This is a genomic window from Ilumatobacter nonamiensis YM16-303, assembly GCF_000350145.1.
GTDB lineage: Bacteria > Actinomycetota > Acidimicrobiia > Acidimicrobiales > Ilumatobacteraceae > Ilumatobacter_A > Ilumatobacter_A nonamiensis.
Map to the genome: position 1 here is coordinate 1 of NZ_BAOL01000027.1, position 25,486 is coordinate 25,486.

Annotated in this window: 26 protein-coding genes, 1 tRNA gene and 1 pseudogene; 11 read left to right on the forward strand and 17 right to left on the reverse strand. The window is 67.2% G+C overall.

The features are described 5' to 3' along the window. Positions 1–730: pseudogene (locus ON45_RS20995) on the reverse strand (Ig-like domain-containing protein); the annotation flags it as partial. 213 nt (positions 731–943) lie between these two features. On the opposite strand from ON45_RS20995, the gene ON45_RS03825 reads away from it, so the two are divergent. The 3 genes from ON45_RS03825 to ON45_RS03835 all read left to right on the forward strand — a co-directional run bounded on the left by ON45_RS03825 (position 944) and on the right by ON45_RS03835 (position 2,638). Beyond that, positions 944–1,510: a type 1 glutamine amidotransferase domain-containing protein gene (locus ON45_RS03825; protein ID WP_040492100.1), complete on the forward strand. Its 567-nt coding sequence runs from the start codon at positions 944–946 to the stop codon at positions 1,508–1,510. A gap of 35 nt (positions 1,511–1,545) precedes the next feature. After that, complete coding sequence (locus ON45_RS03830; protein ID WP_051062398.1) at positions 1,546–2,244, forward strand: MgtC/SapB family protein; 699 nt, start codon at positions 1,546–1,548, stop codon at positions 2,242–2,244. A gap of 121 nt (positions 2,245–2,365) precedes the next feature. Then, the gene (locus ON45_RS03835) at positions 2,366–2,638 is read left to right on the forward strand and encodes a DUF7218 family protein (RefSeq protein ID WP_040492102.1); all 273 of its coding nucleotides are present in this window, start codon (positions 2,366–2,368) and stop codon (positions 2,636–2,638) included. 19 nt (positions 2,639–2,657) lie between these two features. Here the strand turns inward: ON45_RS03835 and ON45_RS03840 are convergent, their stop codons facing one another. Both ON45_RS03840 and ON45_RS03845 read right to left on the reverse strand, forming a co-directional pair. Further along, positions 2,658–4,562: a CASTOR/POLLUX-related putative ion channel gene (locus tag ON45_RS03840; protein WP_040492104.1), complete on the reverse strand. Its 1,905-nt coding sequence runs from the start codon at positions 4,560–4,562 to the stop codon at positions 2,658–2,660. A gap of 9 nt (positions 4,563–4,571) precedes the next feature. Further along, positions 4,572–6,944: an arylsulfatase gene (locus ON45_RS03845; protein ID WP_040492105.1), complete on the reverse strand. Its 2,373-nt coding sequence runs from the start codon at positions 6,942–6,944 to the stop codon at positions 4,572–4,574. 268 nt (positions 6,945–7,212) lie between these two features. On the opposite strand from ON45_RS03845, the gene ON45_RS03850 reads away from it, so the two are divergent. Then, positions 7,213–7,818: a biotin transporter BioY gene (locus tag ON45_RS03850; protein WP_206537640.1), complete on the forward strand. Its 606-nt coding sequence runs from the start codon at positions 7,213–7,215 to the stop codon at positions 7,816–7,818. Between the two features lie 98 nt (positions 7,819–7,916). Here ON45_RS03850 and ON45_RS03855 read toward each other — a convergent pair whose 3' ends face one another. The 3 genes from ON45_RS03855 to ON45_RS03865 all read right to left on the reverse strand — a co-directional run bounded on the left by ON45_RS03855 (position 7,917) and on the right by ON45_RS03865 (position 10,069). Continuing rightward, positions 7,917–8,132 carry a hypothetical protein gene (locus ON45_RS03855; protein ID WP_148288517.1) on the reverse strand — a complete coding sequence of 72 codons (216 nt, stop codon included), beginning with the start codon at positions 8,130–8,132 and terminating at the stop codon, positions 7,917–7,919. Between the two features lie 150 nt (positions 8,133–8,282). Then, positions 8,283–9,677: a glutamate decarboxylase gene (gad, locus tag ON45_RS03860; protein WP_083914247.1), complete on the reverse strand. Its 1,395-nt coding sequence runs from the start codon at positions 9,675–9,677 to the stop codon at positions 8,283–8,285. Continuing rightward, positions 9,677–10,069: an SHOCT domain-containing protein gene (locus tag ON45_RS03865; RefSeq protein ID WP_040492110.1), complete on the reverse strand. Its 393-nt coding sequence runs from the start codon at positions 10,067–10,069 to the stop codon at positions 9,677–9,679. Before ON45_RS03865 ends, gad begins: the two co-directional genes overlap by 1 nt. A gap of 120 nt (positions 10,070–10,189) precedes the next feature. Between ON45_RS03865 and ON45_RS03870 the strand changes: the two genes are divergently transcribed. Beyond that, positions 10,190–12,418 carry a winged helix-turn-helix domain-containing protein gene (locus ON45_RS03870; protein ID WP_040492112.1) on the forward strand — a complete coding sequence of 743 codons (2,229 nt, stop codon included), beginning with the start codon at positions 10,190–10,192 and terminating at the stop codon, positions 12,416–12,418. Positions 12,419–12,438: 20 nt separating this feature from the next. Here the strand turns inward: ON45_RS03870 and ON45_RS03875 are convergent, their stop codons facing one another. The 5 genes from ON45_RS03875 to ON45_RS03895 form a co-directional block, all read right to left on the reverse strand. Continuing rightward, positions 12,439–13,014 carry a nuclear transport factor 2 family protein gene (locus tag ON45_RS03875; protein WP_040492114.1) on the reverse strand — a complete coding sequence of 192 codons (576 nt, stop codon included), beginning with the start codon at positions 13,012–13,014 and terminating at the stop codon, positions 12,439–12,441. Positions 13,015–13,022: 8 nt separating this feature from the next. Continuing rightward, on the reverse strand, positions 13,023–13,331 hold the full coding sequence (locus tag ON45_RS03880) for an SHOCT domain-containing protein (protein ID WP_040492115.1): 309 nt from the start codon (positions 13,329–13,331) through the stop codon (positions 13,023–13,025). Between the two features lie 16 nt (positions 13,332–13,347). Continuing rightward, entirely contained in the window at positions 13,348–13,770 is a 423-nt protein-coding gene (locus tag ON45_RS03885; protein ID WP_040492117.1) for a DUF6325 family protein, read from the reverse strand. Positions 13,771–13,928: 158 nt separating this feature from the next. Continuing rightward, a tRNA-Ala gene (locus ON45_RS03890) sits at positions 13,929–14,004 on the reverse strand. 77 nt (positions 14,005–14,081) lie between these two features. Then, positions 14,082–15,083 (reverse strand): GlxA family transcriptional regulator, encoded by a 1,002-nt coding sequence (locus ON45_RS03895; protein ID WP_051062399.1) that lies wholly within the window; start codon positions 15,081–15,083, stop codon positions 14,082–14,084. Between the two features lie 52 nt (positions 15,084–15,135). Between ON45_RS03895 and ON45_RS03900 the strand changes: the two genes are divergently transcribed. Further along, on the forward strand, positions 15,136–15,327 hold the full coding sequence (locus tag ON45_RS03900) for a hypothetical protein (RefSeq protein WP_040492123.1): 192 nt from the start codon (positions 15,136–15,138) through the stop codon (positions 15,325–15,327). Positions 15,328–15,414: 87 nt separating this feature from the next. Here the strand turns inward: ON45_RS03900 and ON45_RS03905 are convergent, their stop codons facing one another. Next, the gene (locus ON45_RS03905; RefSeq protein ID WP_040492125.1) at positions 15,415–15,594 is read right to left on the reverse strand and encodes a hypothetical protein; all 180 of its coding nucleotides are present in this window, start codon (positions 15,592–15,594) and stop codon (positions 15,415–15,417) included. 34 nt (positions 15,595–15,628) lie between these two features. Between ON45_RS03905 and ON45_RS03910 the strand changes: the two genes are divergently transcribed. Both ON45_RS03910 and ON45_RS21000 read left to right on the forward strand, forming a co-directional pair. Continuing rightward, positions 15,629–17,071 carry a hypothetical protein gene (locus ON45_RS03910; protein ID WP_148288518.1) on the forward strand — a complete coding sequence of 481 codons (1,443 nt, stop codon included), beginning with the start codon at positions 15,629–15,631 and terminating at the stop codon, positions 17,069–17,071. Then, positions 17,068–17,778, forward strand: coding sequence for a DUF3109 family protein (locus tag ON45_RS21000; RefSeq protein ID WP_051062400.1), 711 nt, complete (start codon positions 17,068–17,070; stop codon positions 17,776–17,778). Before ON45_RS03910 ends, ON45_RS21000 begins: the two co-directional genes overlap by 4 nt. A 4-nt stretch (positions 17,779–17,782) precedes the next feature. On the opposite strand, the gene ON45_RS03920 is transcribed toward ON45_RS21000, so the two are convergent. Continuing rightward, entirely contained in the window at positions 17,783–18,442 is a 660-nt protein-coding gene (locus ON45_RS03920) for a hypothetical protein (RefSeq protein ID WP_206537641.1), read from the reverse strand. Between the two features lie 40 nt (positions 18,443–18,482). On the opposite strand from ON45_RS03920, the gene ON45_RS03925 reads away from it, so the two are divergent. Both ON45_RS03925 and ON45_RS03930 read left to right on the forward strand, forming a co-directional pair. Continuing rightward, positions 18,483–19,514: a TIGR03617 family F420-dependent LLM class oxidoreductase gene (locus ON45_RS03925; RefSeq protein ID WP_040492131.1), complete on the forward strand. Its 1,032-nt coding sequence runs from the start codon at positions 18,483–18,485 to the stop codon at positions 19,512–19,514. Beyond that, positions 19,511–20,215 (forward strand): trypsin-like peptidase domain-containing protein, encoded by a 705-nt coding sequence (locus tag ON45_RS03930; RefSeq protein WP_040492133.1) that lies wholly within the window; start codon positions 19,511–19,513, stop codon positions 20,213–20,215. The genes ON45_RS03925 and ON45_RS03930 overlap by 4 nt, the downstream gene beginning before the upstream one ends. 16 nt (positions 20,216–20,231) lie before the next feature. On the opposite strand, the gene ON45_RS03935 is transcribed toward ON45_RS03930, so the two are convergent. From ON45_RS03935 to ON45_RS03950, 4 genes are read right to left on the reverse strand one after another with little or no spacing between them, the layout of a single operon-like run. Continuing rightward, on the reverse strand, positions 20,232–21,575 hold the full coding sequence (locus tag ON45_RS03935) for a D-arabinono-1,4-lactone oxidase (RefSeq protein WP_051062401.1): 1,344 nt from the start codon (positions 21,573–21,575) through the stop codon (positions 20,232–20,234). A 13-nt stretch (positions 21,576–21,588) separates the two neighbouring features. Further along, the gene (locus ON45_RS03940; protein ID WP_040492135.1) at positions 21,589–22,173 is read right to left on the reverse strand and encodes a DUF1697 domain-containing protein; all 585 of its coding nucleotides are present in this window, start codon (positions 22,171–22,173) and stop codon (positions 21,589–21,591) included. Between the two features lie 30 nt (positions 22,174–22,203). Next, positions 22,204–23,397 carry an aminotransferase class V-fold PLP-dependent enzyme gene (locus tag ON45_RS03945; RefSeq protein WP_040492137.1) on the reverse strand — a complete coding sequence of 398 codons (1,194 nt, stop codon included), beginning with the start codon at positions 23,395–23,397 and terminating at the stop codon, positions 22,204–22,206. Then, complete coding sequence (locus ON45_RS03950) at positions 23,394–24,857, reverse strand: mycothione reductase (RefSeq protein WP_083914255.1); 1,464 nt, start codon at positions 24,855–24,857, stop codon at positions 23,394–23,396. Before ON45_RS03950 ends, ON45_RS03945 begins: the two co-directional genes overlap by 4 nt. Before the next feature lie 118 nt (positions 24,858–24,975). On the opposite strand from ON45_RS03950, the gene ON45_RS03955 reads away from it, so the two are divergent. Next, complete coding sequence (locus ON45_RS03955; protein ID WP_040492152.1) at positions 24,976–25,461, forward strand: NUDIX domain-containing protein; 486 nt, start codon at positions 24,976–24,978, stop codon at positions 25,459–25,461. Positions 25,462–25,486 lie beyond the last annotated feature (25 nt).

The window sequence follows — 25,486 nt, forward strand, 5'->3', positions numbered from 1 at the left end:
CGCCATTCGACTCGTCCTTGACCGTGACCGTCGGATCGATCTTGTCGATCGTGATCGCGACGTTCTCGGTCGCCGAGATGTTGCCCGCGAGATCCTGGGCGTTGTAGCGGATCGTGTACTCACCGGAGGGCAGGTCGACCGTGGCCGAGTGCGTTGCCGCGGTTGCGCCGCCGCCCGGCGACTGCGTCGACTTCACGAGGGTGCCGCCCTGGTAGACGTTCGCCACGATGCGGGCGAGCCCTTCGTTGTCGGCGGCGTCGACCTGGATGGCCACGGCACCGTTGAAGGGTCCCGACGCCGACGGGCTGACCAGATTGGTCGTCGGCTTCTCGGTATCGGCGACCTCGACGGTCAGCGGCGCCACGGTGGGCTCCTCGGCTGCCGCGGGGGCGGCGGCCGGAGCTTCGGGCACGGCGGGCAGTTGGGTGACTTCCTCGGACTCGACAACGGGGGCTTCCACCTCGGGGGCCTCCACTTCAGGAGCCTCGGCCGGGTCGGCGGACTCGGGTGCGTCTGCTCCCTCCTCCACGACCGGAGCCTCTTCTGCGGGGACTTCGTCCGCCGGCGCTTCTTCGGCCGGCGCGTCCTCGGCGGGAGCGGTGGCGACCGGATCGTCCTGTCCGGTTTCGGTCGCGATCTCCGGCGCGGAGCTCCCGTCCTCGGCGAAGGCGACGCCTGCCGGCATCGCGAGAACTCCTACGAGGAGGGTCGGAACGACTTTCTTGTACATCTCACTCTTTCTTGTTCGGTCTGCCGGGGGCTGATCCCTCGGTTCTCTTGTATCCGGTATAGCCAAATTGCCATGTCAATTATTCTGGCTCGGTCCCAATCGGGACCAACGTCCCGATCTCGGTGTGAATTCGGGCATGATTCGCCGCGGGTACGGGTACTCCGGGGTCGTTCCAGCCGCTTGGCACCGAACCGACGAAGAAACGGAGACCCCATGACGAAAGAACTCGACGGACAGACCATCGCCTTCCTCGTGGCGAACGAGGGCGTGGAACAGGTGGAGTTGACCGATCCCTGGAAGAAGGTGGTGGACGAGGGCGGAACACCGCATCTGATCGCACCCCAGAGCGGGAAAGTTCAGGCGTTCGACCACCTCACGAGTGCGGACGAATTCGACGTCGACGTGGTCGTCAGCGACGCCGATGCTGCGGACTACGACGCCGTCGTGCTGCCGGGTGGCGTCGCGAACCCCGACCAGCTCCGGCTCGACGCCGACGCCGTGTCGTTCCTGAAGGGTTTCGTCGAAACCGGCAAGCCGATCGCCGCCATCTGTCATGCGCCGTGGACACTCGTGGAGGCCGGAGTCGTCGACGGTCGCACGCTGACGAGTTGGCCGAGCCTCCGCACCGACATCGAGAACGCGGGCGGCACGTGGGTCGACCGCGAGGTCGTCGTGTGCGATTGCCGGCCGAGTCTTCTCGTCACCAGCCGGAACCCCGACGATCTTCCTGCGTTCAACGCTCAGCTGGTGGAGACGTTCGCGAAGGCGAACGCCGGTTGATCTCGATTCGTTCGACGAACAACAGGAACTGACAGATGGCGAACCTCGAAACCTGGGACATCGTGCTGCGGCTCGTCATCGGCGCCGCGCTCGGCGGCCTCGTCGGTCTCGAACGCGAATACGCCGGGCAGGACGCCGGCTTTCGGACCCACCTCCTCCTCGGACTGGGTTCGGCGGTGTTCGGCGTCGTGTCGGTCGGAGCCTTCGACGACTTCGTCGCGACCACCGCCAGTACGAATGTCCGAGTCGACGTCACCCGCATCGCGTCCTACGTCGCCGCCGGCGTCGGCTTCATCGGCGGCGGTGCCATCCTGAAACACCGCGGAACCGTGCGCGGGATCACCACGGCGACCTCGCTGTGGACCGCCGCGGCGGTCGGGCTGGCGTCCGGCGTCGGCTACTGGATCGCTGCGGTCACGGCCACGGTGATCGCGCTCGTGGCGCTCGCCGTTCTCCGGCCGCTGTCGAACTGGATCGATCGGCGGCGACACCGACCCGCCACGCTCGTGGTCGTGCTGGAACCATCCGCCGACGGAACCGCCGTGCTCAGCGAGATCCGTGAGATCTCACTTCCCGCCATCAAATCGATTCGGCTCGCTCCCGACACCACCGACACCTCCGAACTCGTGATCGAGTTCTGGTCGCAGCCGAACGACGACTCCACCGGACAGTTGACGACCCTGCTGTCGGCCGACGATCGCGACGACATCCGATCGGTCACCCTGACGGGCTGACCAGGCCGCGCCAGGCGACGCGAGACGCGCGCATGGAAGTTCCGAATCGCGGGTACGGACTCGGGAGCAGACCACGGATGGGTCCCCGAACGGCCCACCACGATCATCCAGGAGGAAACCGATGCCGGGCAGCAAGAAGCCAGGCCCACAGGTCAAGGACGACGAGCAGTACGAAGCGCTCCGCGACGAGGGAGCGAGCAAGGAGAAGGCCGCCCGGATCGCCAACGCGTCGGCGGCCGAGGGCCGATCGAAGGTCGGTGCTCGAGGGGGACGCGCCGAGGACTACGAGGACCGCACGAAAGAAGAACTGCTGGAGCGAGCTCGCGGGGTGGGCATCGATGGTCGTTCGTCGATGAACAAGGACGAGTTGATCGACGCGCTCCGCAATCACTGAGTCGGCGTAGTCGTCGAACTCAGCCGACGACGATGAGCTCGTCGTCCGCCGAGAAACGCACCCGCGCCGTCAGCATCGGATTGAGCACCACGCCCGGGTCGCCGGCCAGCCGCCAACCGATCGCGAGCTCGTCTCGCGACGCCACGCGGTCGACGACCTCGGCGAACTCGTGCTCGCCGACGAGGTCGAAGTGGTCGCAACGGACCAATCGGACCACCGCGCCCTCGGGCGAGTACAGCGCGAGGAGGACTTCACGACGCTCCGGTTCGTCCACGAGCTGGGCGACGAACTGGCTGCCGACGGCATCGCTGATGATCAGGTCGTCCGGACCGTCGAGCCCGACCAGCGGCTCGTTTGCCGCGTCGTGCAGCTCGACCACCAGGCGCGGACGTCGGAGCGACCCGTCCCGCGTGTCGAGTTCCCGGCGGAGAGCTTGCAGATCGAGGATCGTGCCGATGTCGGCCTCGTCGGGCTCATCTTGCGCCGCGAGCAGCACCAGCGTCGTCGGGTCCCCCTCGATCGCGGTCCCGATGCCGTCCGCGCTCGGCGTGATCCTCGCCGAAATCGGTCCGAGATCGGGAAGATCGATCGTGTCGATGTCGCAGCGCTGCGGATCGACGATCAGGTCGAACCGCGAGGTCGGTGCGGCCGTGACCGCCCATCCCGACAGCATCTGACGCCCCCGCTCATTCCACCCGACCATGACGAGCCGCTCGTCGGACCGCACCTCGTCGACGAGTCCCGATCCTGCCGACGCCGATCGTGCGCGGTCCAAGGTCACCTCGTCACCCCGGTCGACCACATCGATGACCCGCCCGTCGTCGGCGATGACGACGATCTGATCCCCCGACCCGACGCGCGTCTCGAGCGGCGGCGCCAACTGGATCGTGCCGTCGACACGACGCAGCGCGATCGGTCGAGCGTTGCAGAACCCACGAACGAGTCGTCCGAACGATGCACCGACGAGGTCGGGCCGTTCGACGAAGTGCAGGTCGTCGCCGCGGAAGTCGAGCAGCTCACGCAGCACCTGGTGGAGGCCGCGCTGGCGGAGCGCGAAGGCGGTGGTCCGCGCGATCGCCTCCGACGTGACGATCGGGTGAACCGACCGGCCGTATGCACGTTGAAGACGTTCCGCGTTGGCGACCTCGAGCAACTCGACCACGACCGTGACATCGTCGAGTGCACCGCGCTCGGCGGCGATGGCCAGCACCGTGGCGAGGGCCGACGCGTCGGTCCGTCCATCCGACAGCACGACGACCGCACGCGCCGTCGCGAGCCGCACGAGCGCGAGGTCGTCCGGAACCGTCGGGTCGCCGGCGCGGTAGACGATCTCCACCTTCGACCCGGACCGGAGCCCGGCCGCCTCGCGCGTTGCTTCGTGAACCTCGGTGGGATCGATGTCCGCGAGCACGACGATCGTTCGGCTGCCTCCTTCGGCGCCCGCGATCGCCAGCTGGCTCACGACCGCCGGCAGGCGGTCGGAAGCTCCGAGCACCACCACGTGGTCCGACTCGATCACCACGCTCCGACCGCGACGCATCTGCTCGATGCGATCCTCGACGCCGGCCGCGATGATGCCGATCAGCGTGCCGGCGACCAGGAGACCGAAGATGGTCACCACGAGCGCAAGGATCCGGCGCCCCCAGCCGACGTCGCCGGCCATCGTTCCCGGGTCCATCACCCGAAGCAGGCTCTGCCACGCGTCCTCGACCCACCGGGTGCCTTCACTTCCCGAGAACGACGCTCCGAACAGCGACAGGAGAACGGAGCTGACCAGCACCGCTGCGAACGTGACCGCGCCGAGCCAGATCAGGGTCGCTGACGTCCCGCGGGCGAGCAGGTTGTCGAACCGGTAGCGGAACCGCTCGCGGAGACCCGGCTCCGTACCGCCCCGGTCCTCTCGACCGAGATCCCCGTCGCTCACCCGGCCGACCTACTGACGGGCGATCGCGATGCGCATGCGCTCGTCGGGATCGATGAAATGATCGTGGTCGTCGTCGCCCAGGTCGATCTGCACCCAGTGGATCTTCCCGGTGAAACGACTGCTCGCGGCGTCGTACTCGGAGCCGACCGTGGTCCCGGACTCGTAGCCGACATCGGTGGTCTCGTCCGCGGAGAAGATCATCGCGTGGGTCGCCTCGGCCCGCCCCGTTCCGACGAGCTCCCCGTCGTGGTAGAGCGTGACGTCGCCGCCCTTCGCGAGGCCCCCGCCGTCATAGGCGAATTCGAACCGGACCTGGTGCTCGCCTGCAGGGATCGGAGTGTCGGCGTGGGTGATGAACTCCTGGATTCCCAAGAGGTTGTACGAGAAGCTGAGATGGCCGTCCTTCACGTACAGCGACCAGCCGCCGAAACGACCGCCCTGCGCAATGAGCACCCCGGACGCGCCGGCATCGGGCACCTCGATCTCCGCGGTCACCGAGAACGACTTGTTCTTGATGTTGACCACGCTGTTCTCCGACAGTCGACCCATCCCCGGGAAGAACTGTTGTGAGTTCCCACGCACCAGCGTCGGGCGTCCGGCGAGTTCGGGATTGACCCGCTCGCCACTGCGGTCGTCCATCGGAACGACGTTGTACTTGACCGCCTCGATCAGCCACAGCCGCTGCAACTTGGCGAGCAGGTCGGGGTGATCTGCGACCAGGTTGTTCGCCTGGCTGAAATCGGAGTTGCCGTCGTACAGCTCCCACACGTCGTCGTCGAACGCGGGAAGATCGCCACCCACCAGGATCCACGGCGTCTTGTGCTTGGTGACGGCACTCCACCCCTTGTGATAGATCCCACGGTTACCGAACATCTCGAAGTACTGCAGGTCGTGACGTTCGGGCTCGTCGGGAGCCGCGAACGTGTAGAGCATGCTCGTGCCCTCCATCGGGCTCTGCTGCACACCGTTGACCATCGTCGGCTCGGGGATCCCCGCCGCCTCCAGAATCGTCGGCGCGAGGTCGATCACGTGGGTGAACTGGTCGCGCAACCCACCCTTGTCCTCGATGCCGTTCGGCCAATGGACGATCGTTCCGTTCCGCGTGCCGCCCCAGTGCGACGCCACCTGCTTGGTCCACTGGAACGGTGTGTTCATCGCCCACGCCCAACCGACGGAGTAGTGGTTGTACGACGCGGGAGAACCGAACTCGTCCATCTTCGACACCATGAACTCGGGTGTCTCCAACGCAGCCATTCCGTTGAAGTTCGCCATCTCGTTGAAGGCGCCGTTCATCGTCCCCTCGGCCGACGCACCGTTGTCGCCGATGATGTAGTAGATGATCGTGTCGTCGAGGACACCGAGGTCGTCGATCGCATCGATGATCCGGCCCACCTGATGATCGGTGTGCTCGAGGAATCCGGCGTAGACCTCCATCTGACGGGCCAACACCGGCTTCAGTTCGTCGGCCATGTCGTCCCACGACGAGATCTCGTCGTGGCGTTCCGTGAGGCCGGCGTCGGCGGGAATGACGCCCAGTTCCTGCTGCTTCGCGTAGGTCCGCTCGCGCTGCACGTCCCAACCGTCGTCGAACTGTCCCTTGTACTTGTCGGCCCACTCGGACGGAACGTGGTGGGGTGCGTGGGTCGCGCCGGGCGCGAAGTACGTGAAGAACGGCCGGTCCGGCATCAACGCCTTCTGCTGGCGGATCCAGTTGACGGCGCGATCGGCGAGATCCTCGGTGAGGTGGTATCCCTCCTCGGCGGTGGCAGGCGGTTCGACGGGCGTGGTGCCCTCGTAGAGCGCCGGCTCCCACTGGTTGTTCTCGCCGCCGATGAAGCCGTAGAAGGTCTCGAACCCGCCGCCGCCGGACGGCCACGCATCGAACGGACCGAGCGGCGACGACTGCCACACCGGCACCTCGTGGCACTTGCCGAACTGGGCCGTCGAGTATCCGTTCAACTTCAGGGTCATCGCCAGCGGCGCCTTCGTGTTCGGCCGCAACGAGCTGTTGCCCGGAGCCGATGTCGCGGTTTCCGTGATCGAGCCCATCCCGACCGAGTGGTGGTTCCGGCCCGTCAACAACGCCTGGCGGGTCGGAGCACACAACGCCGTCGTGTGGAACCGGTTGAACCGCAGACCACCCGCCGCGAGCCGCTCGGCATTCGGCGTGTGGCACGGTCCGCCGAACGCACTCGACGCGCCGAACCCGACATCGTCCAGCAGCACCACCAACACGTTCGGCGCACCGGGCGGCGGCAACAGCGGCTCGATCGGGTCGAACGACGTGTCGGGATCCTTCGCGTCGTAGGTCGTCAAGCCGTGCCGGGGACGATCCGGAATCGGCAGCATCGTGCGTGCGTGGCGGTCGGTGGTGTTCGACATCGTGGGCTCCGAATTCGTTGGTGAGACTCGTGACGGCGACGCACTGGCCGCTCTGGTTGGACGGTACGGCCACCGAGTGTCGTGGTCGTCCCCCAAGTCGGGTGGATCGACACGGAGGAGAACGTAGTCGCCACAGCAACCCTCGAAATCCCGACGACACATTCCTGGTGGATGACGGTCACGTGTGGCGCAGGTCCGCGCGCTTGGGCACAAACGGCGGGGGTGGCTACGTTCGGCGTTTCCCCCCGAATTCCAGGAGATGATCTCAGTGTCCACATTCGCGTCCCCCATCGCTCCCCCACGTCGCCTCGTGCTCGCCGACCTCGTGCCGGCAGTACGCAACCGCACCGTTCTGCTGGTGATCGCCGGTGCCGTCCTGACGGCGCTCGCATCGCAGATCCGGATTCCACTCGGGTTCACGCCTGTGCCGATCAACCTCGCGACGTTCGCCGCCGTCCTCACCGGAGGCGCGCTCGGCGCCCGCCGCGGTGCGGCCTCGATGGGCCTGTACCTGGGTCTCGGCATCGTCGGGATGCCGGTCTTCGCCGACTGGAGCGGCGGGTGGAGCGTGTTCACGGGAGCGACCGGCGGCTACCTGATCTGCTACCCGCTGATGGCGATCATCGTGGGCGCGGCCGCCGAGCGCGGACGTGATCGCCATGTGGTGCCGTTCGTCGCCGCGATCGTCCTCGCCAACGCCGTCGTGTACATCGTCGGCGCCGCCTGGCTCGCGCACGTGGTCGACGTTCCGATGTTCGGAGATCCGAGCGCGTGGACCCTCGGCGTTCGTCCGTTCCTCGCCGGTGATGTCGTCAAGATGTTGGCCGCAGGCCTGCTCTTCCCGGCCGCCTGGCGTTTCGCCGACGGCCGGTGAACCACCGGTGATTCAGTGGGCGGATCTGCACCCGCCCGCTCGATCAGGCGCCTGAAACGGCGTCCGCGAGCCCGTCGGCCGCATCATCACCGCCCTCGTCACTGGCCTCGTCCTCCTCGCCGGACGTAGAGGCCACGCCGGTCCTTCACCATGTACGCGACGATCAGTGCCGCGGGGAAGAAGAACAAGCTGAAGATGAAGTACAGCAACCAGCTGTGACCCTTGCGACGGGCGACACGTGCCGGCCAGAACGCAATCGCGATCCAGATCACCAGAGCAACGGCGATCCCGGCCCAGCCCCAATCCGACATCACGACCACGTCCCTTCCGAATTCAGCATCGCTACGGCATCATCGCGAAGTCTGGGTTCAGCGACATCCCCCAAACCAGATGAAATCGATGTCGGCGGGCACCGTCGCCGGTGTGGAACCAGCCGTGCCCCGACGTGATGATCAACGGTCGCGTCAGTCACGTCGTTGGCCAGTACGCGATTTCTGGTGGGCGGCCATCAACGCCGGCGCCGTCCACACGTCGGGGGCGGGTCGTTTGCGTGCACCGGGCTGCTCCTCGGCGAGGTGGGCGCAGGCGTCTTCGAGGTCGCGCAGCAGCACGTCGATCATCTGGCGGGACAGGTCGATGCGCACCACGATCCGCAACAGGTGCACGTCTTCGGCGTCGGGTGGCAGGCTGTACGCGGGGACGATCCAGCCGTGCTCCCGCAGTCGGCCCGACAGGTGGTACACGTCGAACCCGGGATCGCCCTTCAACGTGAACGTCACGACCGGCTCGGCCAGACCGGGGTTGAGGATCTCGAACCAGTCACCCGCCGCAAGCTGTTCGTTGATGTGGCGGGCGTTGGCGAGCATCGTCGCGACGATCTCGGAGTAGCCGGCACGGCCGAGCCGCAAGAAGTTGTAGAGCTGGGCCTGGATCATCGCCGAACCGCGTGAGAAGTTGAACGTGAACGTCGGCTGCGCCCCACCGAGGTAGTTCACCGAGAACACGAGATCCTCGGGCAACTTGGTGCGATCTCGGAACACCAACCAGCCCACGCCCGGGTACACCAGCCCGTACTTGTGACCCGACGCGTTGATCGAGGCCACCTGCTCCAGCCGGAAATCGAACTTCAGATCCGGCTCGGCGAACGGCGCGATGAATCCACCCGACGCGCCATCGACATGGATCGGGATGTCCCACCCATGCTCCGCCTTGATCCGGACCAACCGATCGTTGATCTCCTCGATCGGATCCGCCTCGCCGATGTGGGTCGTGCCCAACACGACACCGACGGCGATCGTGTTCTCATCCACCTGCTCCGCCACCTCATCGGCCGAGATCACATAGCGATCCGGCTTCATCGGGATCTTGCGCATCTCGACATCGAAATAGTTGGCGAACTTGTCCCACACCACATGGGTCTCCGCCCCGAACACCACGTTCGGACGATCCGTCGGCAAGCCGGCCTCCTGGCGGCGGTCGCGCCAGCTCCGTTTGTGTGCCAGCAGGCCGAGCATGATCGCTTCCGACGATCCGATCGTGCCCACCCCGACCACCTCCGCGGGGTCGGGCGCGTGGAACAGGTCGCCCAACATGTGGACGCAGGCCTCCTCCATCAGCGAGGCGGCCGGGTATTCCTCGTGATCGATGTGGTTCTTGCGGAGCGAGTCGTGGATCAACTTCTCTGCCTGTGGCTCCATCCACGTCGTCACGAACGACGCCAGGTTGAGTGTCTCGCGACCGTCGAGCATCAACGTCGTGTGCAACAACTCGTACGTGGTGTCCGCCTCCATACCATGCTCAGGGAACGTGAACGGATCGAGGTGGGTGCGGAACGCGGAGGTGCCGTGGATCGGTTGCATCAGGAGAGCAGTTTCGATTTCTGGGACTCGAATTCGTGGTCGTTGATCACGCCGGAGTCGCGCAGCTGGGCGAGTTTGCTCAGCTCGTCGGCGGTGCCGGCGCTCCCTGCCGTGTCTTGGACGTACTGGCGGAACGCTGCTTCGGATTGCTGGGCCTGCTGGACGTCGCGGTCGGTCATCGAGTGGCCACGGGCGACGAGGTAGACGAGCACCCCGAGGAACGGAACGAAAATCACGAACAGTGCCCAGAGCGCTTTGCCCCAGCCGCCGAGGTCGTCGCTACGGAAGATGTCGACGAAGATCCGGAAAACGAGGATGATCCAGGCGATCCAGATGAACCAGAACAGGAACGTCCAGAACACGCCGAGAAGTGGGTAGTCGTATGCGAGCATCGAGGTCTCCTTGGGTCGGGGCTTCTACACGTACCGAGAGACGGCACAGCGGTCATCGGCCAGAACGGGTGAATGCGAGCGCTCCCGGGCCGAATCGACCGATCGCGTAGTCTCGACCACATGCGCGGCGCGACTCCTGAGTACGACGTCGATGCACCCGACGCGCGCGATGCGGTGCCCGCACAGGTGCCCGTCCCGAGCGGGCGACGTATCCATCGTGTCCGTCTCGATCACCATTTCGCAAGGGCGCACGGGCAGTTGGTCCGGGTGCTCGCGCCTGCCGGGTACGGGAAGACGAGCCTGGTGGCACGGTGGGTGGGGGGCGACGAACGGTGCGTGTCCTGGGTCGACATCGCTCGCGGCGGCGACGATCCGGTCGCGTTGCTCGCCCATCTGCGCGGTGCTCTCGCTCAGGCCGTCACGATTCCCGAGCCCAATCCGGCGGCCACACCATCGGCGAACCCGTATGTCGAGGCGGTGCGTTCGGGGTTGGCTGACACTTCGACTCCGTTCGTGCTCGTGCTCGATGACATCCACCGGTTGCGCAGCGCCGCGACCGCCTGGATCGTCGAGGCGCTCGTCGAAGGCCTGCCGTCGACCTCGACGGTGGTTCTCGTCGGCCGCAGCCACAACGATCACGGGTCGATCGGTCGTCTGAGACTGTCGCCCGGAGTGGTCGATGTGACCGCTGCCGACCTCGTGTTCGACGAGTCCGAGACCCATCGGTTCCTCGCCGAGACGGAGATCGACGCGGGCCGCACCGGCGTGCGGCGAACCCTCGAGTTGCTCGACGGTTGGCCGGCCGGGCTGCAACTGGCCGCCACGGCGATCCAGCGCGGAGTCGAACCACCCGACGCCGCGGACCACGCAACGTTGGTCGACTACCTGCGTCAGGAGTGGCTCAGCAGCCTCGACGAGGACGCCCTCGAGTTCTTGCGCCAGGTCGCCCTCCTCGAGGACTTCACGGCGACGACCTGCGACCAAGTTCTCGGGAGGACAGGATCGCACGAGCTCATCGCACGCCTCCATCGGCAGGATCACGTGGTGTTCGGGCTCGACCATCGCGGGGAGTGGTACCGGTTGCATCCGGTGCTCCGGCGCTGGTTGGCGGCCGACCTACGCGGGTCCGACCCGGAGCGGTGGTATCGGGTGCACCGCTCGGCCGCGGACTACTGGAGCGCCTCGGACGATGTCAACCGTGCCGTCGAGCACCTACGGGCCGTCGACGATCTGTCGGCACTGGAGGAACTCGTCATCGCCCACGGCGGCGCGTTCCTCACTCGCGGGCTCAGCAAGACCGTCGCCGACTGGTTGACGGCGTTCCCGCCTGAGGTCGTCCGAGCCTCGCCCGGACTGTGCAGCATGCAGTGCCTCGTCGCCCTGCACGACGGCGACGAGGCGCGAGCGATGCAGTGGCAGCGAGTACTGGACGACGCTGTCGAAGCGCGGCAGGGGCCACCAGATGCGGTGACGTGGTGGGCGATGGTCCTGTCGGTCGCGATCAAGCCACGTCCCGCGCGCGAACTGCTCCCGAGCGCCGAGGCGGCCAGAACCCGACTCACCAGCGGGCCGTGGGCGGCGTTCGCCTGCTGGGTCCACGGGGGCCTCGCATTCGTCGACGGTGCGACCGACGAGGCCCGAGTCGCGCTTGCCGCCGGAGAGTTCGAGGCCCAGCTGACCGACAACCCCATGGTGAGGTCGAATTGCCTCGCGACCGCAGCGGTGATCGACGAGGTCGTCGGCGACATCGACTCCGCGACGGAGCGGAGCCGGCGGAGCGCCGAACTGCGCCGACAGTGCGGAGGGGAGATGCTCCCGACTGCAGCCATCGGCCTGGCGTCCGCTGCATCGATGTACGCGCGAACTGGTCGACGCGACGAGGCGACGCGCCAACTGGCGGTCGCACGCACGGCACTGGCGGGAATCTCCTCGATCGCTCCCTGGTTCAACATCCTGGCCAGGATCCCGCTGGTGCGCGCGACGCTCCTGCTCGACGATCGTCATACGAGTCTCGAACTCGTCCACGAGCTCGAACATCACGCGCGCATCGAACTCCCCGGCGCAGCGGAGCCGACGAGCGACGTGCTCAGGCACATCGCGGAACTCCGGCGACAGGTCGACGCGATGCACCGACCGGCGAGTGGCGCCGCCGCGCTCACCGCTGCCGAGCTGAAGGTGTTGCAGCTGCTCTCGACCAACCTGAATCTGGCAGACATCGCGAAGCGTTTGTTCGTCTCGCGCAACACCGTCAAGTCCCATGCGGCGTCGATCTATCGCAAGCTCGGGGCGCAGAACCGCACCCAGGCGGTCGCGACCGCCGAGGCCGCAGGCTTGCTCCCGACGCCCTAGCGGACGTTGGACAGGCGCAGCTACCAACCCGCCGACCCCCGGATCAGCTGCTCGGTGAGTCCGAGTCGGTCGTAGTAGCAGTGGATCTCCGAAACGTGCTGTCCGTCCTGGAACGAGAGCTGCATTGCTCCGCCCACCCGGATGACGGCGCCGCTCGGCTCGACGAGCTCGTCGTCGTTCAGGAGGGCAGGTCCGGTGAAACGACCCGTGGCCACCCACTCCACGAAAACCGACGACCCGGTGGAAGCCGACGAGTCGAACACGACGACGACCTCGCCCAGCGCATCGTCCGCGTCCGCGAGGGCCCGGACCACCTCCGATCGTGAACGAAGACAGACCGCCGGGGTCCACACGACGACCAGTTCCTCGAGCGCGGCCTCGAGGTGCCGCAGGTCGCCGTCGGAGGTTCGCGTCGACAGCAGGGTTCGACAGACCGCTCGCGCGGTGGCTCCGAGTCCCGGTCCGTCTGCGTCGCCGGCCGGCGACGTTCCGAGGACCGGAGTGGGCGGGGGGACGGTCTCGACCGGGAGTCCGACCGTGATCGTTCTCGGCGCCTCGCTCCTCTCCCTGGATTCGAAGTGGGCGAGGAGCGACATCGAGGCTCTCAGCCGGCCAGGATCTTCGCCTTCTCGGTCTCGAACTCGGCCTCGTTCACGACGCCCTGCTCGCGGAGCGCAGCGAGCTGCTGCAGCTGTTCGACCGTGGACATCGCCGGTGCCGCCGGTGCCGGTGGTGGTGGTGGGGCCGGTGCGGGTGCCGCCGCGTACTGCTGCTCGTAGGCGGCAGATTCGGCCTGTTCCTGCCAGCGCCGATCCTGTCGTCGCCGAACCCGGCCGCCGACGGCGGCAGCGGTTCCGGCGACGACGGCGGTGCCGGCCGCAGCCCGAAGAAGTGGACGTCGTCGTCTCAACATGGTTGTTTCCTCCTGGTCAGTCCGACTGGGCGAGAACCGAGTCGAGTTGGCGTGCGAGGTCGGCGGGGATCCGCGCTCCCTCGACGAATTCGCCGCCGGCGCGGACGAGCGTGCCCGCCAGCGATGCGGCCCACAGGTCCTCCCACACGATCAGCAGCACCGAGGAACCGTCGACGAGGTTCTCCGCGGCGTGTTCGATGTCGGCCGCGGTGATCACGCCGCCGACGCCGCCGTCGAGCGACGCGATCGCGCTCAGGTGCTCGTGCTCGTCGACCTCCAACACGAGGTACCCGCCGCGGGGGCCGTGCGCGATGAACACGAGGTCGACGATGCGGATCGTTCCCGCGTCGACCAACGCGGCGAGCTCGGGAGCGATCTCGCCCGCGAACCGGTCGTTCTCCGGAAATCGGATGATGATGTATTCGAGCGTTTCAGCCATGGTTCCTCCGAGTGGATCTGGCAGGCGTCGTGCCTGCCGCCGCACCCGGGAGAAACTACGAACGTACGCCGATCCGGGCATCCCCCAGAGTGGACGATTCGACCCGCACCGTGCGCGCCCGCTGCCGGCGAGCCGGACGACAGCAGCGCGGTCGGAGATGGTGGAGACGATCGGAATCGAACCGACGACCTTCTGCTTGCAAAGCAGATGCTCTACCAATTGAGCTACGTCCCCGTGATGTGACCTCGGGGTCCCGACGAACGGGACCGGGTCACGATATCGCCGCCAGCGCCGCTCCACCGCGCCGTCCGCTAAGCAGCGTGGTGGAAGGTGGCGCGGTAGGCGCTGGGGGTGGAACCGACGACTTTGGTGAAGTGCTGGCGCATCGCTGCGGCGGAACCGAACCCGACGGTCGCCGCGATCTCGTCCACCGACATCGACGACACTTCGAGCATCCGCTGCGAAGCGACGACCCGCTGGTGCAGGATCCACTGGAGCGGCGTCGTCCCGGTGGCGGACTTGAATCGGCGGGCGAACGTGCGGGGAGTCATCGCCGCGCGCCGAGCGAGTTCATCCACCGTCAGTTGCCGATCGAGGTTGCCCTCCACCCACTGCAGCACGGCACGCAGGTCTCCGTCGACGTCGACCGACATCGGGATCGGCTGCTCGATGTACTGCGCCTGCCCGCCGTCACGATGCGGCGGCACCACCATCCGGCGTGCCACCGTGTTCGCCACGTCGGCACCCCAGTCCTCTCGGACCAGGTGCAACGACAAGTCGATCGCGGCCGACGTGCCCGCACTCGTGTACAACCCGTCGGCGCCCGTGTAGAGCACGTCCGGTTGCAGGTCGATCGACGGATGCCGCGCCCGGAACTGGTGCATGTAGGTCCAATGGGTCGTGGCCGCCCGCCCATCGAGCAATCCCGTCGCGGCGAGCGGAAACGCGCCGGAGCAGAACGAGATCAGCCGGGCTCCACGGGCGTGCGCTGCGCGCAACGCATCCAACACCGCCGGTTGATAGTCGATCGTGGGACTCGGTCGTCCCCCGTTGGGCAACACGATCGTGTCGGCCCACTCCAGCGTGGACAGGTCGTGGTCGAGGACCAGGTCGAAGCCCACCTCGACGCGCAGACGAGGTCCCTCGTTGCTGCACAGTCGCACCTCGGAGTACGGAACCCCCTGGTCGGTGCGGTCGTTCCCCCACACCTCGATCGCAACCGAGGTCTCGAACATCGACGGGCGGTCGAACAGCAGAACCGCCACTCGATGCTCGCGTTCCTGCCGGAACGGGATGGCAGCTTTCTCACTCATGGGGGTCATTCTGCCATTGGCAGGAAGACATGGACCAGCGCATTCTTGCCACATGATGTTTTCCGCGTTCTGCCCGACCCACGACTCCACGATCCTGATGACCCGCCGCAACGTCATCGGGTTCGCCAACACCGAACACGGCCCCGTGCTGCAGTGGCGCTGCAACTGCGGTCAGGAAGGCGTGCTCGGACGCCACGGCTCGACCGCCGCCGCGGCCGTCACGCCGCAACCGTCCGCCGCCTGACCCACCAACTCGTGAACAGTTCGCGCACGGAACGCCAGAACTGTTCACGAGAACGCGGTTGTGCGGCGGCTGCATCGCCGCAGCGTGTCAGTCGTCCTTGAGCGCGACCGCGTTCGGGGTGACGTTCATCTTGGGTTCGTACTCGGCGACGTCCACCGTGCGTTCCAGCCCGGCGAACTTGGCGATCAGGTCACCGCGACACGTGGTGCAAGGTCCATAGAAATCGTCACTCGTCGGTGACTGACAACGCGGGCACGAGAACTCCACGATGTCGACGCTACAGCGCGTACGATCGCAGACGATGCCCGATCGACCACCGATGCCGCGAGATGCCGGTGACGACGATCCGACGCCCGCCCGCGGCGTCGACCGGCACTCCCGGTCAGCGGAGCCGGAAGACGGTTTCGACGAGGTCGAACCCAACTTCCTGGTTCGACGCGCGCTCGTCGTGGGCGGCATCGTCCTGGCGATCGCCGTCGTCGCCGTCGTCGTCGGTCAGATCATCGGAGGGGACGACTCGTCGTCGGGCTCCACCGCCGAAGCAGCCGAGTGGGACGCGATCGTCGTCCTCGACGAGGACGAGATCCGGCTCCTCGATCCTGGCTCGGGCGATGAACTCGACGCGTACGAAGCGAGCGCCGATCTGCTCGACGCACAGTCCCTCGTCGCCGGCAACGTGCTCGTCACGATGACCGACTCAGGGGTGATCGTGCAGACCGACCTGTCCGACGACTCCCAACGACGGGGCCGGTCGGGACCGGACGAGACACTGGTCATCAGCCCCGACAATCCGTCGATCGCGATCGCGGGGAACGATCTCGGCGGCGATGTCACGATCATCGACACGCGTGATCGATCCGTCGTGAGCGTCGCCGACGCGGCCGGACTGGATGACCCCCTGATCTTCACCGGCGACGTGTTGGTCAACCCGTCGGGAACGCATGTCGCCGTCCCCGTCCCCACCGCATTCCAGTCGGTCGTGATCGATCTGGCGGAGGGCACCGCCCAGGCCCGCTCCGGTCGGGTGATCGCCCTCGATGACGATCGCCTCGTCACGGAACAGCCCGCGGGGAGTGAGTCCGAGTTGGAGTTCTACGACCTGTCCGGCGAGCGACTCGGCTCCGCCGACATCCCCGCTCCCCAGGCGACACTGCTCCGTGACGACGGACGAATCCTGGCGGTCAGCGAGACGGGCGTGGTCAGCACGGTCGATGCCGACGGTTCCGTCGATGACGTCGCCACCTTGACCGACCCGGATGAACGCGCGGTCGAGATCACCGGTGGCGCGCGAGCGGCCGACGGGGACCGGTTGATCGCTGTCGGCAGTCGGAACACGTACGTCCTCGATCCCGACGGTGAGCAGCTCGCAGTCGTGCGCGGCGGTCCTCCGGCACGACTCAACGGGGCTGCACAGTGCGTGGTCGTGTCCCCGCCGTCGAGTTCGACCGCTCCCACCACCGCGATCGACCTCGCAACCGGGGCGACGCTCGCGGAGATCGAAGGCGGATTCCCGACGGGCGACTCCTACGACGGATGCACGGTGGCGTTCCAGGGCACCGACCCGCAGCTGCTGAGCGAGGGTGAACTCGTCGACGTCGACGCCGACTCGATCGTCGCGGTCGCTCCCGACGGCAGCGGCTACGTGGTGCTCGACGGTCGGGATTCCGAGTACGTCGAACTGGGCGACGATCCGCTGGAGATCGCGGACGGACCCTCGGTCATCCACTTCGCGAGACGCGGATGACCGGAGACGGCGGATTCGTCGAGATCACGACCGACGACACGATCTGGCGTTTCGAGCGGGAGTTCCTCGAGTCGAACTGGACCTGCCTCTACGGCAACGGATGCAAGGGGATTCTGCGCGAGGAGAGCGAGGAGCTCGAGCAGGGTTGCTGTTCGCTCGGTGCGCATTTCGGCGATGGCGAACCAGGCCAGGCCGAGGCGCGCCAACTCTCGGCATACGTGTCCATGCTCACACCGGAGCAATGGCAGTACCACGACGTCGGAACGCAGGTCGATGACGACGGTGTCGCCGGGTTCTACGGCGACGCGGACCGCACCCACACCCGGGTCGTCGATGGAGCCTGCGTGTTCCTGAACCGTCCCGAGTTTCCCGGCGGGACCGGCTGCGCACTGCACATCGCGGCCATCGAAGCCGACGAGTCACCGACCGAGTGGAAGCCGTCGGTGTGCTGGCAGCTCCCGCTGCGGGTGGATTGGGCCCTCGTCGACGAGGCCGACCCGGACGGACCCGAAACGGCGACGGTTCGCCGGTGGTCCCGCGCCGACTGGGGCGATCACGGAACGACGATGGCGTGGTGTTGCACCGAACGATCGGAAGGCGGCGAGGCCTACCGCGGCGACCGGGCCGTCGTCGACAGCATGGCCGACGAACTGTCGACGCTCGCCGGCGACGAGGTCTACGTCGAACTCCGCCGCCGCGTCACGTAGCGCGTCAGACCCGTTGCGCAGCACTCGGGCTGATCAACGTCTCGGCGCCGATCGGAACGAAACCGGTCGCCAGGAATGCGCGGAGCGATGCTGCGTTTCCCGGGGCGACCTGCGCCCACACCAACTCGTCCCGGGGCACCAGGTCGAGCGCCGCAGCGATCAACGCTCGACCGCGCGCCGCTCCGTGTGCGATTCCGTCGAGCAATTCGACCGACAGCTCGCGGCGGCCGACGAGACCGCTGCCGATCGTGACGAGGCCACCTCCGCCCTCACCACCGTTCACGAACACCTCGACGTCCGAGCGGTGCTTGCGTGACCGGATGACACGCGGGTGTTCCTCGAGTTCCGACCCGGCTCTCACCAAGGTTCCGGGTGAACCGTCGTCGCGTCCGCGTGCAACCAGCACGGCGTCCTGCGACCCGATCCATCCTCCCGGTCCGGCGAGCGCCAGTTTGATCTCGGGCCGGCTCGCTCCTCCAAAACCGTCGGCACCCATCGCCAACAGGTCACGTCGGCCCATGTCGCCGAGGACGACCGCATGACCCGTGAACTCGATGATGGCGCAGTGTCCATCGTCTCCTGGCTCGAACACCTCCACGTCACCGTCGACCGGAGGGAACCGACCTTCCGCGGCAGCGTCGAGCATCGTTCGGAGGGGGTGCACGCTCCCGCACGGTACACACCGGTCCGGTACGGTCGCCCGGGTGCGCGTCGACGTGATGACCTTTCCGAAACCGCTCGCCGAGATGGGGCCTGCCGCAGCCTCGGCGCAGCGAGCCGGGTTCGACGGAATGCTGCTGACCGAGGGTGGCCGGACCGCGTTCACCGCCGCCGCTGCGGCATCACTCGGCGCGCCCGGTCTCGAGCTCTCGACCGGCGTCGCCGTCGCCTTTCCGCGCAGTCCGATGATCGCCGCGCAGAACGCGTGGGAGCTCAACGAGGTCAGCGGCGGCCGCTTCCGGCTCGGCCTGGGCACGCAGGTGCGAACCCACATCGTCCGGCGGTACGGCGCCGAGTTCGAACGACCGGGTCCACGACTGCGCGACTACGTGCGCGCCGTCAAAGCATGTTTCGCCGGCTTCCGCGGCGAGCCGCTCGATCACCACGGCGACTTCTACGAGCTGACGTTTCTCAATCGTCAGTGGAGCCCCGGTCCGCTCGAGGTCGCCGACCCGAAGGTCGACGTCGCGGCCGTCAACCCGTGGATGCTCACGATGGCGGGCGAGGTGGCCGACGGTGTCCACGTCCATCCGATCGGCGAGCCGGGGTACCTCCGTCGCCACGTCCTGCCCTGCCTCGCAGAGGGTGCGATTCGCGCGAATCGGTCGGCCGGCGACGTCGACGTGATCGTTCCGGTGAACACGATCGTCGGCGACACCGACGAACAACGGGAGGCGTCGCGCGAGCTGGCGCGGGCATCGCTGTCTTTCTACGGGTCGACGCCGAACTATGCGTTCATCTGGGACGAGGCCGGCTTCGAGGGCACCACCGAGCGGATCCGCGCGAAGCAGAAGGCCGGTGACTTCGGGGGAATGGCGGCCGAGATCACCGACGACCACCTCGCCGCGTTCTGCACCGAGGGCGACTGGAACGATCTCGCCGACCGACTCATCGAGACCTACGGCGGGACCGCAACGCGCCTCGTGCTCTACAGCGCGGGAACCGCCGACCCGGACACACTCGCTCGGTACGGAACCGTGGCGGCCGAGATCTCGGCACGCACCGCGACGTCGTGAACCAGAGCGTCGCCGGTTGGATGACCCTGGCGGTGCTCTCGATCACCGCCGGGTGCTCCGGATCCGACGACGCATCGCCGGCGGATGATCGCACGGTGGCTGCGGAGTCGGCGCTCGACGTACGCGCGAACGGCTGCGGTCCCCGCGAAGGCTTCGGGACCGCCGCACTCGTGAGCGATGACCGCGCCGTGACGGCGGCACACGTCGTGGCCGGTGCCGACGATGTTCGGGTGATCGATCAGACCGGTACCGAGCACCCCGCGGACGTCGTGTTCTTCGATCCGGACCTCGATGTTGCCGTGCTCGCCGTTCCCGACGATCTCGGCACGCCGCTCGACGTCTCCAGCGAGGCGCCCGACGCCGGCGCGGCCGGAGTGGTGGGATTCTCCCGGCTCGAAGACGGGACGGTCAGGGTGCGTGTCGTCGATGTCGAGGTGCTGCGCAACGTCAACATCGCGACCACGGACATCTACCTGGATGCGGACGTCGACCGACCGGGTTTCGAGGTCGACGCGGAGATCGACCCCGGAGACTCCGGCGGGGTCGTCGTCATCGACGGGAAGGCGGCGGGGATCATCTGGGCGCGCAGCAACGCGAACGAGGGTCGGGCGTGGGCGATCGACATCCCCGACGCGATCGGTGACCGCGCGCAGCTCGCCACGTTGACCGACCCGGTCGACACCGGCAGCTGCATCCGCTGACGTCGGTCGACCGACGTCAGGAGGACGGATGGGTGACCGGGCCGAGCACCCGGTCGGTGTAGGCATTGGCGAACGTTCCGGTCGGATCGAGCCTCGCGCGGGTCGCCTGGAAACGATCCCACTCCGGATAGCGGCCTGCGAGCGTCGACGCGGTCTGGAAGTGCAGCTTCCCCCAGTGCGGCCGTCCGGCGTAGTCGTTCATGATGTTCTCGACACCCTGGAAGTACGACTCGTACGGCGTGTCGATGTACTGGTGGACGGCGATCCATCCGGAGGCACGGCCGTGCGCGGTCGACAGCGGAATGTCGTCGGCGGCGGACGCGCGTACCTCGATGGGGAACAGCGGCGGGAACGGCAACGACGACACGAGCGAACCGACCCGCTCGATCGCCTCGGGGACCGCGTCGAGCGGAATGCCGTACTCCATCTCGACGAAATGGACGTGCCGCGGGCTGGCGAAGATGCGATCGCTGCGGTCGATCAGCTCGCGTTCGGACGCTGCCGACGTGACGAGCTTCGCGATCTTCGGTGCGGCCTTCGGGAATCGACGCCCGACCCGGCACACCGCGCCGAACGCGAGGTTCTCGCCGATCCACTTGTCGCGGATGTAGGACACCTTCGACTGCGGTTCTGCGGGTCGATCGGTGCGGGTGTTCCGCTTCAGCTGGCACCGGCGTGCGCCGGGCATCCAGAAGAACTCGACGTGGTCGGTGTCGTGCATGACCCGTTCGAAGTCGGCCATCACGTCGGCGAGAACCTCGACCGCCTCGACGGCGTGGAGATTGAACGACGGAACACATCGGATCGTGACCTCGGTGACGATGCCCAGTGCGCCGAGGCCGACCCGGGCAACCTGCAGCAGGTCGGGATCGTTCTGTTCGTCGGTTCGGACGATCGAACCATCGCCCGTGACGATCTCCATCGCGACGATCGTCGTGGCGATGTTGCCGAGGCGGGCGCCGGTGCCGTGAGTCGCGGTGCCGATCGCGCCCGCGATCGACTGCTTGTCGATGTCTCCCAAGTTGGGCATGGCGAGGCCGCGCTGCGCCAGCTCCTCGTTCAGATCGAACAACCGGATTCCGGCCTGCACCGTGACGTCGAGCCCATCGGGTCCGCCGACCGCGAGTACCCGGTTCATCGCGTCGAGCGACAGCAGGTGCCCGTCGGTCATCGCGATGTCGGTGAAGGAGTGGGCGCCGCCGATCACCTTCACGCGCTCGCCGGCTTCGGCGGCCTCGCGTACGACGGTGGCAACGTCCTCGGTCGACTTCGGTACGTGGACCTCCGCCGGAATGCACCGTTGATTTCCCGCCCAGTTCCGCGTCGACACACCCATCACCGCAGCGTACGTGTCACGCACCGGGACCGACCCGTTACGTGACGCTCGACATCGCGAGGAGACGGGCGACGGTGTTGAGGTTGCGGCCGGTGGCGCGGACTCCGAGGGCTCGCTCGATGCGGTCGAGCGTCAGTTTCGACGTCCCCGCACCGTGCGCGTACGAGACGTGGAGTTCCGCGACGTCACCGTGGATGTCGAGGACGAAGCGATCGTCGCCGAACGCCCCGGGGTCGAGTTGGTCTCGTCGATCGGACGCCGGTACACGATGGAGGAAGACCACATGGGTACGTCGGGCATGGTCCTTCGGGTCCGTGCCCTGGTCGGGAAACTCTCGCTCCGACGCGGCGACCGCCGTCTCGATTCGATCCGCCTTCATCGCGATCACCGACACGTCGTCGAACCCGAATCGGGAGGCGATGACCTCGCGAACCGTGTCCTCGACCTCGATGAGTCCACCCGGACCACCGTCGACGACGACGTTGCCGCTCTGGATGTAGGTCCTGACCGAATCGAAACCGGCGTCGCTCAATCCGTCGCGCAGATCGGCCATCGGCACCTTGCGATGCCCGCCGACGTTGATCCCGCGGAGCAGAACGATCCGGGTCGCCTGATCGCTCATCGAACCACCGTAGTTCGGGTGCTCGATCGGTCAGAGCGAGCGGAGGACGTCGAGCGTCCGGTCGATCTCGTCGCTCGTCGTCGTGCAGTGCACCGACATCCGCACCATCGACGTCAGCCCGCGCGGTTCGAGGTCGGCGCGTGCCGATCCGAGCATCGTGGTCGACACGTTGATCGACGCCTTGGTCAACCGATCGGCCACCTCGGCCGGTGACAGCGAGCGATGTGTCGACGTGACGATCCCGCACCGTTCCACGCCCGTGTCCTGCACCGTCATCCCGGCATCGTCCAGGCCACGACGGAGTTGCTCCGCGCGCTCGTCGATCGTGGCGTGGACCCGCGCGATGTCGAGTTCGAGCGCGTGATCGACCGCCGCGCCGAGGCCCAGCCAGCCGGCATGATCGTGCTCCCAGTACTCGAAACGCCGGGCGCCATCGGCGTATTCGAACCGATCCATCGAGACCCAGTCCGCACCGTGGTGATCCGGATGAGAGGGCGTCACCCGGTCGAGAATCGACTCCCGCGCGTACAGGAAGCCGGTGCCACGCGGGCCGCGCAGGAACTTGCGCCCGGTCGCCGACAGGAAGTCACAACCGAGCTCGTCCACGTCGATCTCGACCTGCCCGGCCGCCTGACACGCATCGAGCAGGAACGGCACCTCGGCGGCGTTCGCCAACGCTCCGACCTGCGCGGCCGGATTGACGAGACCGCCGCTCGTCGGAATCCAGGCCAGCGAGACCAGCGCAACCTCGTCCGGGTGTTCGAGGGCGGTCGCGAGTCGCTCGAGATCGATCTGGCCGTGGACGTCGCTCGGCACCCGGTCGATCTCGACACCGTGGACCTCGGCCGCCCGGAGAAACGCCACCCAGTTGGCCCCGTAGTCGTGATCGTGGGTGATGATCCGCTGGCCGGGCGCCATGGGGATCGACCAGAACGCCGCATTCCACGCGGCGGTCGCGTGTTCGGTGCGCGCGATCTCCTTCGCGCTCGCGCCGATCATCGTGGCGATCGAGTCGTACACCGCTGCGGAGCGATCCACTGCTTCGGCCGCCGCCTCGTACCCGCCGATCGTCGCCTCGCGTCGCAGATGGCCGATCTGAGCGTCGAGCACGACCTGCGGTGGAAGCGACGATCCGGCATGGTTCAGGTGAACGAGATCGTCGGTGCAACCCGGCGTCGCTCCACGGTTCTCCGCGACCTCGCGATCGGTGAAGGGTGTCGTCATTCCACCGGATCCGGTTCGGCGAGACCCGGCTCGAGGTGGGCGTCGCTCGGCCGCGGATCGATGTCGGCGGCGGATCCTGGTGCGACAGCTCGTGGGACGTCGGGTTCGACGAGCGCATCGAGAATCGCGTTCTCGACGACTTCGCTCAGCGCCGGGTGGATGTAGAACACGCCCCGCCCGACCCGTTCTGCCGGCGTGTCGAGTTCCATCGCCTGGATGATCGGCTGGATCAGGATCGAGGCCTGCGGGCCGAGGATGTGGGCGCCGACGAACATCCCGGTCTCGGTGTTGATGATCACCTTCGCGAACGAGGTCTCGTCCACGAGCGCCCAGCCGTACGCCGTCCCGCCGTAGTCCCGTCGTCCGACGCAGATCGGCAGTCCCGCCTCGATCGCCTGCTCCTCGGTCATGCCGACCGATGCCACCTGCGGGTTGGAGAAGACCGCTCCGGGAACCGCTTTGTAGCTCTGGTGGCGAATGTCGTCGGGATGAGCAATGTTCCAGAACGCCACGTTCGCTTCGGCGTTCGCGAGGTGCTTGAGCTGATAGCCGTTCGCAACGTCACCGATCGCCCAGATCCCCTCGACGTTCGTCGCCATCGTGTCATCGACCACGATCGTGCCGTGGTGATGGCACTCGATCCCGGCGGCGTCCGCGTCGACGAGATCGCTGTTCGGCTCGCGGCCCGTCGCGACGAGGAGTTCGTCGACGACGATCACCTCGTCGCCGACGGTCATCCCGATTCGACCGTCGTCCAATCGTTCGACCTTCGTCGGGACGTTGCCGAGACGGAGCTCCACGCGTTCACCGAACACCTCGGCGAACCGGCTCGAGATGTCACCGTCGAAGCCGCGCAGCAGTCCGTTCGACCGGTTCACCAGGACGACCTCGGACCCGAGCCCGGAGAACACATGGCCCATCTCCACGGCGATGAAGCCGCCGCCGATGATGCCGAGCCGTTCGGGAAGTCGGTCGAGCCGCATGATCGAGTCGGACGTGTGGAAGCCGGTCTCGACGAGACCCGCAATCGGTGGAGTCACCGGGCGGGCGCCGGCGGCGACGAGGATGTTCGGTGCCGAGATCGTGCGACTCCCGACTTCGAGAACCTTCGCGGCGACGAAACGTGCGGTGCCTTCGATGAGCGTGACGTTGGGGGATCCGGTCGCCCGGTACTCACGTCCGCCCGCCGAGATCGGATCGATCCGTCCGAACACGCGGTCACGGATCGCGCCCCAGTCGGCACCGTTGAACTGGGTGTCGATTCCGAGCTTCGCCGAGTGCTGTGCGTCGACCGCCTTGTCGGCGGGGAGGACGAACATCTTCGACGGAATGCAGCCGACGTTCAGGCAGGTCCCGCCGAAGGTGCCACGTTCGACGATCGCGACCCTCCAGTCGGCCAAGTAGTCGGGGATCGCGTTCCCGGAACCCGAGCCCACGATGATCAGGTCGTAGTGCTCGATGGTGCTCGCCGAATTCGTCACAGTGCCATGCAACCAGATCGCGCCCGGTTTGCTTCCACAGGCGCGATCGCGGACTCCCGATTGGTGCGGCCCCGGCCGATCGGCCACAGTGGACATCGTGTTCGAACGACGTACCGGCGACGGTTTCATCCGCTGCGGGGACGGCCACGTGCGCTGGGGGATCTTCGGCGCTGCCGGGGTCGTGTTCGTCGTGCGCGAAGCCGACGGGCCACGGTTGATGCTGCAGAAGCGATCGGCGATGGCGCACGAGGGAGGCACGTGGTCGTGCGCCGGAGGTGCGCTCGATCAAGGAGAGTTGCCCTACGACGGCGCGCTGCGCGAAGCGAGCGAGGAAGTCGGTGACATTCCCGGCGAGCCGACCTTGATCGGCGAGTACGTGTTCAACCCGTCACCCGACTGGGCGTACACGACCGTGGTCGTCGAGGTCGAGCGACGGTTCGGCAGCTCGATCAACTTCGAGACCGACGACGTCGGATGGTTCACGCCCGGCGAAGTCGACGCCCTCCCGACCCACGCGGGTTTCTCCGCCGCCTGGCCCCACCTCAAAGCGATCATCGCCCCCTCACCAACCCCGAACTCGTGAACAGTTCTCGCGCTCCGTGCGCGAA